Here is a 13,330-nt window from a genome sequence, read left to right as displayed (position 1 = left end):
AACAGATTCAACGTCCCGTAAACCTGCAAGGAGTTCATGGCACAGCTTTTATTTTTTCTTTATTTTTCAGGGATGGCCCTCTTTTCGTCCGTATTGACGATCGGCCTTCGAAATCCGATCTACTGCACCCTCGCCCTTCTTTCTACTTTTCTTCACGTCGCCGGCTTGTTCGTATTGCTCCATGCCGAATTTCTCGCCGCCATTCAAATCATCATCTATGCCGGCGCGGTTCTTATTCTTTATCTATTCGTTCTGATGCTCCTCGACTTGAAGAGCAGCGAAGGGTTCCTTCACCGTCAGACCTGGATCGCCCTCTTTTTCGGCTTGGTGATCCTGGCGGAGATTTTGATTGTCCTTTTTAAATCGCCGATCCTGGAAGGGAGCGGCGCCCCCGGGGCGGCCGCCCTCCCCGCCGTCGGGAACACCGAGGCGATCGGCCTCTCCCTCTTCAATGAATATCTTCTCCCGTTCGAAATGGTCGGGGTGATCCTCCTCGGCGGCATCATCGGGGCGCTCGTCTTGGCAAAACAGCCCCGGCCCGACGCAAAGGCGGGGGGGAACGGCGCGCACGCACTGGAGGCTCCCCTTCCCCAGACCGGAAACGGTCACCCGGAAGGGACCCCCGACTCCGTCGCGGAGGAGACCTCCCGCGGCGCGCTCGATAAGGTAGGGTCGGCCTGATGATTCCCCTCTCCTATTATGTGATCGTCTCCACCGTCATGTTCGTCATCGGCCTCATCGGCGTCTTGATCCGGAAGAACTTTTTGATTATCCTCTACGCCATCGAACTGATGCTGAACGCCGCGAACATCAATCTGGTCGCCTTCTCGCGCCATTTCGAATCGGTCAACGGACAGATCATCTCGCTCTTCATCATCACCATCGCCGCCGCGGAAGCCGCGGTCGGATTGGCGATCATCATCGTTCTCTTCCGGAAGAAGGCGACGACGAACGTGGATGAAATCAGTTTATTGAAATGGTAGCGGCCCTGTAGGGGCGGACCTGTGTGTCCGCCCGGTTTTACGACGGTCAAACAAAGAGCGGGCAGGCACATAGGCCTGCCCCTACGAAAACAGACACCATACATCATTTATAAGAGGTTCTTTTGGAAGGTATCACCGACATCCGGCCCCTTCTCGCCATCCTCGTTTCGATGGTGGCCGTCGGCCTGATTCTCGCCTCGGATAAAAATCCGAACGTCCGCGAAGGGTGGTCGATCGGGGCCGGGATCATCAAGTTTCTGATCGTCCTCTCGATGGCGCCGACGATCCTCTCGGGACAGATCCTCGAATATACCCTCTTCACCTTTCTCCCGGGATTCGACATCAAATTCCGCGTCGATCCGTTCGGGATGGTCTTTGCGACGATCGCCTCGGGACTCTGGATCGTCACCACTTTCTATTCCATCGGCTACATGCGAGGGACGAATGAGAAGAAGCAGACCCGCTATTTCGCCTGCTTCGCCATCAGCGTCGCCTCGGCCCTCGGCGTCGCCTTCTCCGCGAACCTGCTGACCCTCTTCATCTTCTACGAGTTCCTCAGCCTCGCCACCTTCCCGCTGGTCAACCACAAGGAGACGCCGGAGTCGTTCCTGGGGGCGAGAAAATATCTGATCTATCTCGTCGGCGCTTCCAAGACCTTTTTGCTGGCGGCGATCATCCTCACCTACAACGTCGCCGGGACGCTGGAGTTCTCCAAGGGGGGGCTTTTCGCCGGCAAAGGGGAGCCGTGGATGCTGGTTTTGATCTACCTCTTCTTTATCTATGGTTTTGCCAAGGCGGCGATCATGCCGGTCCACGCCTGGCTGCCGGCGGCGATGGTCGCGCCGACCCCTGTCTCCGCCCTGCTCCATGCGGTGGCGGTCGTGAAGGTCGGCGTCTTCTCGGTGTTGCGGGTGATCTTTCATGTCTTCGGCCCCGAGCTGATGGGGCAGCTTCATCTCGGCGTGATGACCGCGTACCTCGCCTCCTTTACGATCATCATGGCCTCCGTTTATGCGTTGACGCGCGATAATCTGAAGGCCCGGCTCGCCTACTCGACCGTCAGCCAGCTCTCGTATGTGATTCTGGGGGCGGCGCTTCTCTCCCCGAGCGGGATGACCGCCGGGGTGATGCACATCGCCAATCATGCGATCTCCAAGATCACCCTCTTTTTCTGCGCCGGATCGATCTACGTCGCCTCGCACAAAACCAATATCAGCCAGATGCGGGGGATCGGGAGGAAGATGCCCTGGACGATGACTGCCTTCGCGATCGCCTCCCTGAGCATGATCGGGGTGCCGCCGGTGGCGGGGTTCGTGACGAAGTGGTATCTCGCCCTCGGAACGATCGAGGCGGGCCAGATCCCGATCTTCTTCGTCCTGATCGCCAGCACGATTCTGAACGCCGCCTACTTTGTCCCGGTGATCTACACCGCCTTCTTTCATGCGCCGGAGGGGGAGACGCATGGTCACGGGCATGCCCCGCTTCACCCGGCGCCCCAGAGCGTCGGGGCGATGGCGGCCCACGACGACCATCATGGCGAAGATTTCGGCGAGGCCTCCCCGTTCGTTTACGTCCCGCTGGTGGTGACGGCGATCCTCTCGGTCCTGGTCGGTCTTTTCCCCGACTATTTTCTGGCATTGGCAAAACTGGTGATTCAATGAAGAAAGAAAAGCTGATCCTTTATACGGCCGTCCTCCTCGTCCTCCTCGCGGCGGTCGAGTTTTTTCTGGTCCACAAACACCACGCGGTTTTCGCGCTTGAGAACGTTCCCGGCTACACCGCGGTTTTTGGATTGCTCGCCACGGTCGTGTTGATTCTTGTCTCGAAAGGAATCGGTCACTCCGTACTGATGGTGCGGGAAGATTATTACGAGAACCCTGCCGAACCGGCCCACGAAGAAGAGGCGCACCATGATTGAGTGGGTTCATCCCGGATTGCTCCTGATCCTCGGCGCCGCCCTGATCCCCTTCCTGAAAGGAAAGGCGAAGGAGGGCTATCTCGTCGGCCTCCCCGCCGCGGCCTTTCTTCTCGTCGTCTTTCTCGATCCCGGCCGTTACGGCGTCTTCAACTTTTTGGGGAACGAGCTGGTGATGGGGCGGGTCGACAAGATGAGCCTCGTCTTCAGCTACATCTTCACACTGATGGCGACGATCGGGATGGTCTACTCCCTCCATGTGAAGAACGACCTGGAACATATTGCGGCGCTCACCTACGCCGGAAGCGCGTTGGGGGTCGTCTTCTCCGGCGATCTCTTCACCCTTTTCCTTTTCTGGGAGATCATGGCCTTCGCCTCGGTCCTTCTGATCTGGGCCCGGGGGAAAGAGGCGGAGGGGGCCGGCTTCCGGTATCTTCTGGTCCATGTTTTCGGCGGGGTCTGTCTGCTGGCGGGGATCGTGATCCAGGCGACCGAGGCCAAAACCCTCGTCTTCGACGCCCTCCCGCACGGCGGCTGGGGAGGCTCGCTCATTCTGCTGGGGTTCCTGGTCAACGCCGCCGCGCCGCCGCTCCACGCCTGGCTTCCCGACGCTTATCCGGAGGCGACCGTCACCGGGACCGTCTTCCTCTCGGCCTTCACGACGAAGACCGCGGTGTATGTCCTCGCGCGGGGGTACGCCGGCATGGAGCTGCTGATGTGGCTCGGCGCTTTCATGACCCTCTACGGCGTCGGCTACGCGATGATCGAAAACAACATCCGCCGGCTCCTTGCCTACCATATCGTCAGCCAGGTCGGCTTCATGGTGGCGGGAATCGGGATCGGAACGCAGCTCGCGATCAACGGCGCCGTGGCGCACGCCTTCGCCCACATCCTTTATAAAGCGCTCCTGATGATGGGGATGGGGTCGGTGATCTTCATGACCGGGAAGCGGAAAGCGACCGAGCTCGGCGGCCTCTATAAAACAATGCCGATCACCTTCGTCCTCTTTATGATCGGCGGCTTCTCGATCTCCGGCGTTCCGTTGATGTCGGGCTTCATCAGCAAGTCGATGACGATCTCGGCGGCGGGCGAGGCGCACCGGATCGCGATTTATATCATGCTGACCCTCGCCTCCTGCGGAACCTTTATCTCGACCACCCTTAAGCTTCCCTACGCCGTCTTCCTCGGCGAGGATAAAAAGATCCCGGCGAAAGATCCCCCGATCAACATGATCTGGGGGATGGGGCTCGCCGCCTTCTTCTGCATTCTCTTGGGGGTCTGGCCGACCCTTCTCTATCAATTGTTGCCGAACGCGGTCGAATACCACCCCTACACCCTGGAGCATCTCTTCCAATCGTTCCAGCTCCTCGCGGCAACCGGACTGATCTTTCTTCTTTTCTTGAAGAAGCTCCATCCGGAGCCGACGATCTCGCTCGACACCGACATTGTTTACCGGAAGGGGGGAGAGGGCTTCATGTGGGCCGCGAACAATCCGATCGCCGACTGGGAGGCGTTTATCACCGAGGCGTACAAAAACGTCGTCATCCAGCCGATGAAGCGTTTCGTCGCCCTCTGCCGCCGGTTCGACGTCGGCGTGATCGACGGCGCGGTAAACGGCATCGGGCGCGGCGTCTTCGGCGGAAGCTGGTATTCGAACCTGATCGAGAACTATGTCGTCTACGGTTTTATCAACATGGTCGGCTACGCCAACCATGTGCTGTCGCGGATCTTCCGGAAGCTGCAGACCGGCTCGGTGCATAACTACGCCATGATCATCATCGTCGGGATCTTCTTTCTGGTGAACATCTATTGGATGTTCAAAGACCAGATTAAAGGCCTGATGATGGTGATGTTGCAATGATTCGTAGGGGCGAATTGCATTCGCCCCTTTTCGGGATTTAAGACAGGGCGATCACAAGGATCGCCCCTACAAGGAAATGGATTGATGATCGATCAAATTTTCGCAAGCGACCAGATCGGGTTTCCGGTGCTGACGTTGCTCCTTCTTCTCCCGGCGCTCGGGGCGCTGGCGATTGCATTCCTGAAGGACGAGCGGCAGATGCGGGTGACGGCGCTGGCGACCACGTCGGTTGTCTTCGCCCTCTCGCTCCTCCTCCCCCTTCTCTTCGAGCGGGGAACGCCGAACATGCAGTTCGTCGAGGAGCTGAACTGGATCCGGCCGCTCGGGGCCGCCTATCACCTCGGGGTCGACGGGTTCAGCCTCTTCCTCGTCACCCTCACCACCTTCCTGATGGTTCTTCTGGTCCTCTTCTCCTGGAAAGGGGTCGAGCTGAATCTCAAACAGTACCTGATCTGCCTTCTGGTATTGGAGACGACGGTCGTCGGGGTCTTCATGGCGATCGATCTGCTGCTTTTCTTCCTCTTCTGGGAGATCATGCTGATCCCGATGTATTTCCTGATCAAGATCTGGGGGGGGGCCAACCGCGACTATGCGTCATTAAAGTTCGTCCTCTACACCCTCCTCGGCAGCGTCTTGATGCTGGTCGGCTTCGTGATCCTTTATTTGAATTACCACGACTATGCCTTGGCGCAGAATCTCTCGCAGAGCTACTCGTTCAGCATATTGGATCTGTTGAAGGCGCCGATGTCGGAGAGTAAACAGAACATCGTCTTCCTCCTCCTCTTCTTCGGCTTCGCCTTCAAGGTTCCGATGTTCCCCTTCCACACCTGGCTCCCCGATGCCCACGTCGAAGCGCCGACTGCCGGGAGCGTCCTGCTGGCGGGGGTCCTCTTGAAGATGGGGACCTACGGCTTTGTCCGCTTCTCCCTTCCGCTCCTGCCGGAAGCCTCGATCAACTTCGTTCCGATGATGACGATCCTCTCGGTGATCGGGATCGTCTACGGGGCGCTCCTGGCGCTGGCGCAGGACGACATCAAGAAGCTGATCGCCTATTCTTCCATCAGCCATCTTGGATTTGTGGTTCTGGGAATCTTCGCGCTGAACCGGACCGGCATCCAGGGGGGGATGATCCAGATGTTGAACCACGGGATCTCGACCGCCGGGCTCTTTTTGGTCGTCGGCTTTCTGTATGAACGGCGCCACACCCGCGCGATCTCCGAATACGGCGGGCTGGGGCGGCGTCTTCCGATCTTCGCCGCGTTTTATATGATCATCTCCCTCTCGTCGATGGCCTTCCCGGGGACGAACGGCTTCGTCGGGGAGTTGCTGATCCTGGTCGGCGCGGCGCAGCTCGACTGGCGGCTGACCGTCACCGCGATCGTCGGCGTCCTCCTCGGCGCGGCGTATCTGCTCTGGCTCTATCAGCGGATCATGATGGGACAGATCACCAACCCGAAGAACGAGAAGATCCCCGACCTCGACCGGCGGGAGATCGGCATTTGCGTGGCGCTCGCCGTGATGATTTTTTGGGTCGGCATCTACCCGATGCCCTTTTTGAAGGCGATGGACGGCTCGATCGACTTCGTCGCCCAACGGGTCGCCCGCCCCGCCCCGGTCATCACCGAACCGGCGGTTGAAGTCACCCCGGCCGCGCTCCAATCGATCGATGCGCCGGAGGAGGAGATTCCCCTCCCGGCGGCTGAAAAAGAGGGAACCCCATGACGAGCCATCTCCTTTCATTTATTCTCTTTACGCCGTTTATCGGGGCGTTCCTTCTCTTCTTCGTCTCCAACAAACAGCGGGAGATCGTCCACGGGATCGCCGCGACCTTCGCCGGCCTCTCGCTCCTCGGATCGGCCTACCTGATGTTCGCCTACGACCATGTCGCCGGCGGCTTCCAGTTCCAGGAGCAGACCGTCTGGTCGTCCGAGCTCGGCATCTCCTTTTTCTTGGGGGTCGACGGCATCGGGGCGCCGATGGTCCTCGCCTCGGCGATGTTGATGTTCGCCGGGATCTTCGTCTCCTGGCACATCAAAGACCGCCTGAAAGAGTTTTACATCAACCTCCTGGTCTTGGGCTCGGCGACGATCGGGGTCTATATGTCGCTCGATCTCTTCTTTCTCTTTTTCTTCTACGAGCTCTCGGTGATCCCGATGTATCTCTTCCTGGTGATCTGGGGACGGCACACCAAGGGCTACCTCGACATGAAAAAAGCGGGCGACCCCCTCAGCGATTCGGTCGCTCACTTCTTCAACTTCAACCGGTCGAGCAAAGAGTACGCCGCAATGAAGCTGACCCTCTACCTCTCCCTCGGCGCGGTGGTTGCGCTGTTGGGGCTCCTGTTGGTCTACGTCGATTCGGGGCTGCGGACCTTCAACATCATCGAGATCGCCGAGAAGGGACATCTTCTGAAGTCGAAGGAGAACCTCTACTTCTGGCTGATCTTCTTGGGCTTCGCGCCGATCGCCGCGATCTTCCCCTTTCACTCCTGGTCGCCGGTCGGCTACGCCGCCGCCCCCGCCGCCGCGAGCATGATGCACGCCGGGGTGTTGAAGAAGCTCGGGCATTTCACGATCATCCGGATCTGCTTCTATCTCTTCCCCACGGCGACGCAGCAGTGGATGCCGATCATCGCCGTCATCTGCGTCATCAACATCTTCTACGGCGGGCTGGTGGCGTTTCTGCAGAAGGACACCAAGTTCGTCGTCGGCTACTCGTCGGTCGCCCACATGGGGTATATCTTCCTCGGGATGGCGTCGTTGAACCAGATCTCCCTGACCGGGGCGGTCTTCTTTCTCTTCGCCGACGCGATGGCGATGGGGCTTCTCTTCGCCCTCGCCGGCTACATCTACTACCAAACCCACACCCTCGACATTCCGTCGATGGGAGGCGGGTTGGCGTCGAAGATGCCCTTTGTCGCCACCGCTTTTGTGATCGGCTCCGCGGCCTCGTTCGGGATGCCGGGGGCGATGAACTTCATCGGGGAGCTGATGGTCTTTTTGGGAAGCTGGCGGGTCTATCCGGTGCAGACGGTTTTAGCGGCGATGGCGATCACGATCACCTGGGCCTATTATTTCCGGATGATCCGCGACATGTTCTTCGGCGAGCCCGATCCGCGGATGGCGCATGTGGTCGACGCGCGAAGCCTGGTCGACCGTCTTCCGCTGGTCTTGCTGGCGTCGATGACGATTTTCTTCGGGCTCTATCCCGCGCCGTTTATTAATGTGATCCAATCGGGGGTGATGCCGATCCTGGCCCGGATGGAGGCGCCGGCCGCGCCGTCGCTCCCGGCCACCGCCGCCGAGCCGGCTTCGTTTTCGATCGAGATCGATCCGCCGGAAGAAGAGGATGCAAAACCGACAGCGGACCCCGTTTCAGGAGGAAAGTAAATGCAGCCGTTGAATTGGGCTGACCTTAATCTGATGTTGATGGCGCCGGAGCTCTGGATGACGCTCCTTTCCTGCGTCGTCCTCGCGATCGATTTCATCTGGCCGAAGGTCTCGAAAACGAAGCTCGGCTATCTCTCGATCGCCGGGATGGGTCTGATCACGGCGCAGCTCGTCGGCTTCGCGATTCAGGGTAAGAACGGCAGCCTCTTCAATAGCATGTTCGTCCTCGATCCGCTGGCGATCTTCTTTAAGATCTTCATCCTCGTCTCGACGATCCTGGTGGTCCTCGTTTCCATTAATTATGTCGAGAAGCTTCCCCTCTTCAGGGGAGAGTACTACTATCTGGTTCTTTTCGCCGCGATCGGGATGATGTTCATGGCGTCGGCGAACGACTTCCTCTCCCTTTTCATCACCCTGGAGTTTTCGACCTTCGGCTTCTACATCCTGGTCGCCTATCTGCGCGATAACTTCAAGTCGAACGAGGCGGCGATCAAGTTCTTCATCCTCGGCGTGTTGGCCGCGGCGCTGATCGCCTACGGCATCAGCCTGATCTACGGCGCCACCGGGACGATCTACTTCCGCGAGATCGCCGCGATGCCGAACAAGAACTCGGTCGGCATGATGCTCGGGTTGCTCTTTATCTTCGTGGGGCTCGGCTTCAAGATCGGCGCGGTGCCGTTCCACAACTGGATTCCCGACGTGTACGAAGGGGCCCCGACGCCAGTGACGACCTATCTCTCGATCACCCCGAAGGCGGCGGCCTTCGCCCTGATTCTCCGTGTGATGTTCTCCACCTTCGGCGAGCTGCGGGCCGAATGGACCTGGTTCATCGCCGCCCTCTCCGTCCTCTCGATGACCTACGGCAACATCACGGCGATCGCCCAGACGAACATGAAGCGGCTCTTGGCCTACTCCGGGATCGCGCAGATCGGAAATATTTTGATCGGGATGGCCGCCGGGACGAAGATGGGAAGCGACTCGCTGCTTTTCTACATGTTGACCTATCTCTTCGCCAACCTCGGCGCCTTCACGGTGGTGATCATCTTCTCGAACCTGACGAACACCGACGACATCGACGACCTCGCGGGATTGAATCGACGCTCCCCGCTCTTGGCCTTTGCGATGCTGGTTTTTCTGCTCTCGCTCGCCGGGGTGCCGCCGCTCGCTGGTTTCATCGGCAAGGTCTACATCTTCGCCGCCGCCGTCCACCAGAAGATGTTCTTCCTGGTGACGGTCGGCCTGATCAACGTGATCATCTCCTTCTACTACTATCTGATCGTGGTGAAGAAGATCTACACCCTCGAACCGAAAGAGACCACCCCCATTCATCTCTCGATGCCGCTGAAAGTGGTGATCTATGCCGGGATTGCCGGCGTGATCCTCCTTGGCGTCTGGCCCCAGCCGTTTATTGAATTCTCTGTTGCTGCCACCAGCGTGTTTACGGGGTTGGCGGCGCGGTAACATAAGCCTTTCATTCTTTTTTACATAAATATTCCTACAGACCAGATATCTTTTAATCCTCATGCGTTCGACACCGTAAGGATAATTGCAAATTTTTTTAAAGAAGAGTAACATTCTTCTCCGCAATGGTATAGATCCTTGTGCATCAAAGTGGGAAGAGTTTCTTCCTAATTACGCCATAAAAGATTATATCGATCCAATATTTCTCTTTCACGATATGAGTTTTTAAATTAATGGAAGCTGAGAGCAAAAAGTATAAATCCGAGCTAATGGCGCAGCAGTTCGTTATGAATCTCCAGGCGCTGAGAGTCTTTAATAGTCGAATAGGCAGTGTCGCTGCTGAACATGATAGATCAGCAATGGATTCTCTCATTAAAACATTGAAATCCCTTATACCTGCAGAGCTGTTCTCTGAGGAAAAAGAAGAAGAGAAAACTGCTGATTTATCCGGAAATCATAATGAGAGCATTACATCTCCTAGCCGAGAAGAAATGAAAACGGTTATAGCAAAAGAACTTTTTGAAAATCCAGAGAACAAGGAAAAGTTCCTTCGTGCATTAAATTCCTACCACAAAGCAGCACCTGTACAAGAAGAACTTCTTAGTACAAGCGTGCTCGTATCTTTAATAAGCTATCTGGAAGCACTCATTTCCAATTTAATCCATGCATTCTATGAGCGATTTCCCAAAGCTATGCCAGCCGAAGACCGTAGCTTATCACTTGCCGAATTAAGAGAAATCGGTTCTGTAAAAGAAGCTGAAGCATTTCTAGTTGCCAAGGAAGTTGATTCTGTCCTAAGACAAGACCTTGATTCACAGTTTCGGTATTTCACTAAGAGGCTAAAAATTGATTTAACAATATTTGATGATTTCTGGCCAATCGTCATTGAAACAGATCAGAGGCGAAATCTGATCGTGCATAACCAAGGAATAGTAAATCGGGTTTATCTAGAACGAGTTGATCCAAAATTAGTCGAAAAATATGGGGCAGTTAAAAATGAACGGTTACCTGTTGAACGCGAGTACTTGAGCCAAGCTATAACCACTATAGAGATAGTCGGTATCATACTTCTCCAACAGTGCTGGCGAAAATGGGATAAGGATACAGTGGCTTCTGCAGACGACTTCCTCATAGATACCACATTCGATGGTTTATTAGAAGAGCGCTATGAATTAGTAGATCAAATTGCCAGGTACGCATCTACGGTAACATTCGAAAACGATGTTTCAAAGCGAATTGTTTGTATTAATCAAGCGATAACCTTACGTGACTCGGGACGATCAGAAGAAATAGAAAAGGTGTTAGAGTCATACGACTGGTCCGCCTGCGGACTTATTTTTCAAGTTGCACTTTGTGCCGTTCGTAAACAAGAGGACGAATTATTTAACTTGTTACCTCGAGCTGTTGCTGCTGGAGAACTAAAAAAAGAACAGTTAGAACAATGGCCTTTATTTCATATTTTCCGTAGCACAGAAAGATTCAGTGAAGCGATTAAAACACTTTTTGTACCAAAGTAGAAACATGATTCGGATGAATAATGCGACATCCCAATTCGAATTGAAGCCATCCTTCCGGTGATTTAAAACGTTATCGAGGCCAGGGTCAGGTCTTGCAATAATACATTTGTCGTAATGCAAGGCCAGGTGATCCTATTAACTCCGTTCTGGGATGCCGGTGGCTCCTAGACGAATGTGATCGATCAGTAGCACTGAATCGACCGACTCACCTGCTGTACTCGCTTAGGCTGAGCGATGGAAACAACAATCTGGCAACTACGATTTGATGTGGCCTGGATCCACCTCCTTCGCTGGGTGGTCGATCCGACGGGACGGCGCAACCTCAATCCCGAATTGCATCTCTACCTTGCAGACCGGTACGCGCGGATGGCCCAACACTACGAGCGCGTCGGCAACCGCAAAAAGAAAACGCGTTTCGGAAAAAAAGCGGAGTACCATTATCGTCTCGGCGGGGGCCGCAACCAACCGCCGCCGGCCGTTGCAATGCGCGCTTCCTCACCTCAACCGCCGATCTTTACCGACGCGATCGGCCGACCCTCAGAATCCGATGGTCCGGATGACGCAGCATAGAAATACGGCGGTTGGAAGAATGTTGTACCTTGCCGTTTGGGTAAGGTGAAGCCCTTCGTGCTCGACATCGCTCTCCTTTTTCTCTTCGGCCTCCTCGTCCTCGTTCTGCGCTACACCGGGGGAAAAGGATTCGGCGGGATCTCCGGAGAAGAGGAAAGGCGGGTGGTTTGGTTTCAGGAATACGCATGAATCTTTGGAATCCGGCAAAACTCGCAACTGATCTCCAGGCTGGAAAGCTATCCGAGCGCCAGAAGTTTAACTACGTCGTCACATCGGCCATCATTCATATGATTGTCGGTTCGGGTTCAGTTGTCAGAGGTCCCTATACATCTCTACACCTTTTTTTCATCTTCGCCTATATCTGCGTTACCCTCGTAGGGCTGAACATTTCATTTCGGGCAAATCAGGAGGGTGATGGGAAATTTTTCTTGGAGCGTTATCTTTGCCTAAGCGTTCCACTCATCGTGCTTATCTATGGAATTGCCTATTTAGTTTATTACTTGTCCTTTTTAAACGCCGCAATCGAACTTCTGAAAATCGAACTACCAGGATCTCAAGATGCCCTGAGATATTCCTTTCCAATTATTGCTTTAACCGTATACTACTATAATCTCCAAAAATATATGAGACTCGCCTCAATAAATACTGAGAACGTGGAGCAACCGCTTGGCGTAGTGGTACCGACCCAACAACCTGCCCAAGATACTGAAGAAAAAATAGGAAGAGGACCATATGTTGTTGCCTTTGCTTCGTTCATTCCTCTGCTCGGAGCCTTGTGTGGTCTCATTGCAATTGTCTGGGGCCTTACTATGAAAAAGAGAGGAGGGAGGAGGGTCGCCCTTATCGGTTTTGGCGGTACATTCTTGTGTACCATCTTACCGTATGGAATACTCATTTATCTCAGTTTCACCTCGAACTCATTTAAAGACGTCAATCAGACTTTTGCCAGAATGCATCTTAACTCTTTAGTCCAGGCAATTGAGTTCTACAAACTTCAGAATGGAAAGTACCCGGAATCTCTTGAGACCCTAAGACAGTCTATGCTACCTAACCAAACGATTGGTATAAATGATCCTATGATAAGCACAAAAGACAATCTAAAACCTTTTCATTATGAGCTTCTTGATCAGGAAACGGCTTATTATCTTTTCAGCGTTGGCAAAGATGGCCTCCCATTCACTCAAGATGATATCCCACCGGAACTCGGCCAATCAAATCCAGGTAATATCGGCCTAAAGTTTCCGACAGAGAAGAAGTAGCCTACTGGAATAAAAAAGGATACATTAGCAACCCATGAAGCACTTCGCGCTCGATGTGGCTCTGCTTTTTCTTTTCGGCCTCCTCGTCCTCGTTCTGCGCTACACCGGAGGAAAAGGATTCGGCGTGATCTCCGGAGAAGAGGAGAAGCGGGTCATTCATTGGGCAAGGCTCCTCGTGCTGATCGCTTTTGCATCCGCCTTTTTCATCTTCTTCATTCTAAATAACCGCGAATGAGGGTTCGGATGACAGAGGACATTCTTTTGCAAAGAAGGCGGCTACCTAAGGAAGAAGACGCTTTAGAAAGTAGTCATAGGAAAAAAGGATGGGTAAGAGTACAATGGAGGGCAGTGGCCGCGCAATCAGCCCAAACGTAC

The 13,330-nt window shown here is 54.8% G+C and carries 13 protein-coding genes; all 13 read left to right on the top strand.

Features of this window, described 5'->3' with window-relative positions:
- Window positions 1–36 precede the first annotated feature (36 nt).
- The 13 genes from MCM46_13340 to MCM46_13280 all read left to right on the top strand — a co-directional run bounded on the left by MCM46_13340 (window position 37) and on the right by MCM46_13280 (window position 13,190).
- Window positions 37–681, top strand: a complete 645-nt coding sequence (locus MCM46_13340; GenBank protein MCG3112794.1) for an NADH-quinone oxidoreductase subunit J — start codon at window positions 37–39, stop codon at window positions 679–681.
- Window positions 681–983, top strand: coding sequence for an NADH-quinone oxidoreductase subunit NuoK (gene nuoK / locus MCM46_13335; protein ID MCG3112793.1), 303 nt, complete (start codon window positions 681–683; stop codon window positions 981–983). Before MCM46_13340 ends, nuoK begins: the two co-directional genes overlap by 1 nt.
- Window positions 984–1,105: 122 nt before the next feature.
- Window positions 1,106–2,644 (top strand): monovalent cation/H+ antiporter subunit D family protein, encoded by a 1,539-nt coding sequence (locus MCM46_13330; protein ID MCG3112792.1) that lies wholly within the window; start codon window positions 1,106–1,108, stop codon window positions 2,642–2,644.
- Window positions 2,641–2,901 carry a transglutaminase-like cysteine peptidase gene (locus MCM46_13325; protein MCG3112791.1) on the top strand — a complete coding sequence of 87 codons (261 nt, stop codon included), beginning with the start codon at window positions 2,641–2,643 and terminating at the stop codon, window positions 2,899–2,901. Before MCM46_13330 ends, MCM46_13325 begins: the two co-directional genes overlap by 4 nt.
- Window positions 2,894–4,759 (top strand): Na(+)/H(+) antiporter subunit D, encoded by a 1,866-nt coding sequence (locus tag MCM46_13320; protein MCG3112790.1) that lies wholly within the window; start codon window positions 2,894–2,896, stop codon window positions 4,757–4,759. Before MCM46_13325 ends, MCM46_13320 begins: the two co-directional genes overlap by 8 nt.
- 84 nt (window positions 4,760–4,843) lie before the next feature.
- Window positions 4,844–6,481 carry an NADH-quinone oxidoreductase subunit M gene (locus tag MCM46_13315; protein ID MCG3112789.1) on the top strand — a complete coding sequence of 546 codons (1,638 nt, stop codon included), beginning with the start codon at window positions 4,844–4,846 and terminating at the stop codon, window positions 6,479–6,481.
- Entirely contained in the window at window positions 6,478–8,148 is a 1,671-nt protein-coding gene (locus MCM46_13310; protein MCG3112788.1) for an NADH-quinone oxidoreductase subunit M, read from the top strand. The genes MCM46_13315 and MCM46_13310 overlap by 4 nt, the downstream gene beginning before the upstream one ends.
- Complete coding sequence (locus tag MCM46_13305) at window positions 8,149–9,609, top strand: NADH-quinone oxidoreductase subunit N (GenBank protein MCG3112787.1); 1,461 nt, start codon at window positions 8,149–8,151, stop codon at window positions 9,607–9,609.
- Window positions 9,610–9,842: 233 nt separating this feature from the next.
- A complete protein-coding gene (locus MCM46_13300; protein MCG3112786.1) occupies window positions 9,843–11,126 on the top strand; it encodes a hypothetical protein in 1,284 nt (427 codons plus the stop codon).
- Window positions 11,127–11,360: 234 nt separating this feature from the next.
- Window positions 11,361–11,696 carry a hypothetical protein gene (locus tag MCM46_13295; protein MCG3112785.1) on the top strand — a complete coding sequence of 112 codons (336 nt, stop codon included), beginning with the start codon at window positions 11,361–11,363 and terminating at the stop codon, window positions 11,694–11,696.
- Window positions 11,697–11,741: 45 nt separating this feature from the next.
- Window positions 11,742–11,885 (top strand): hypothetical protein, encoded by a 144-nt coding sequence (locus MCM46_13290; GenBank protein MCG3112784.1) that lies wholly within the window; start codon window positions 11,742–11,744, stop codon window positions 11,883–11,885.
- Window positions 11,882–12,955 (top strand): type II secretion system protein GspG, encoded by a 1,074-nt coding sequence (locus MCM46_13285; GenBank protein MCG3112783.1) that lies wholly within the window; start codon window positions 11,882–11,884, stop codon window positions 12,953–12,955. The genes MCM46_13290 and MCM46_13285 overlap by 4 nt, the downstream gene beginning before the upstream one ends.
- A 34-nt stretch (window positions 12,956–12,989) precedes the next feature.
- Entirely contained in the window at window positions 12,990–13,190 is a 201-nt protein-coding gene (locus MCM46_13280) for a hypothetical protein (protein ID MCG3112782.1), read from the top strand.
- Window positions 13,191–13,330: the final 140 nt, after the last annotated feature.

The organism is Candidatus Manganitrophus morganii (assembly GCA_021651055.1).
GTDB lineage: Bacteria > Nitrospirota > Nitrospiria > SBBL01 > Manganitrophaceae > Manganitrophus > Manganitrophus morganii.
This window is presented reverse-complemented; position numbering and strand designations above follow the sequence as displayed.

Excerpts from the sequence above, each read along its gene's own strand:
- nuoK (MCG3112793.1), top strand. The coding sequence starts at position 681 with ATGATTCCCCTCTCCTATTATGTGATCGTCTCCACCGTCATGTTCGTC.
- MCM46_13315 (MCG3112789.1), top strand. The coding sequence starts at position 4,844 with ATGATCGATCAAATTTTCGCAAGCGACCAGATCGGGTTTCCGGTGCTG.
- MCM46_13310 (MCG3112788.1), top strand. The coding sequence starts at position 6,478 with ATGACGAGCCATCTCCTTTCATTTATTCTCTTTACGCCGTTTATCGGG.
- MCM46_13285 (MCG3112783.1), top strand. The coding sequence starts at position 11,882 with ATGAATCTTTGGAATCCGGCAAAACTCGCAACTGATCTCCAGGCTGGA.
- MCM46_13295 (MCG3112785.1), top strand. The coding sequence starts at position 11,361 with ATGGAAACAACAATCTGGCAACTACGATTTGATGTGGCCTGGATCCAC.
- MCM46_13325 (MCG3112791.1), top strand. The coding sequence starts at position 2,641 with ATGAAGAAAGAAAAGCTGATCCTTTATACGGCCGTCCTCCTCGTCCTC.
- MCM46_13300 (MCG3112786.1), top strand. The coding sequence starts at position 9,843 with ATGGAAGCTGAGAGCAAAAAGTATAAATCCGAGCTAATGGCGCAGCAG.
- MCM46_13340 (MCG3112794.1), top strand. The coding sequence starts at position 37 with ATGGCACAGCTTTTATTTTTTCTTTATTTTTCAGGGATGGCCCTCTTT.
- MCM46_13305 (MCG3112787.1), top strand. The coding sequence starts at position 8,149 with ATGCAGCCGTTGAATTGGGCTGACCTTAATCTGATGTTGATGGCGCCG.
- MCM46_13320 (MCG3112790.1), top strand. The coding sequence starts at position 2,894 with ATGATTGAGTGGGTTCATCCCGGATTGCTCCTGATCCTCGGCGCCGCC.
- MCM46_13280 (MCG3112782.1), top strand. The coding sequence starts at position 12,990 with ATGAAGCACTTCGCGCTCGATGTGGCTCTGCTTTTTCTTTTCGGCCTC.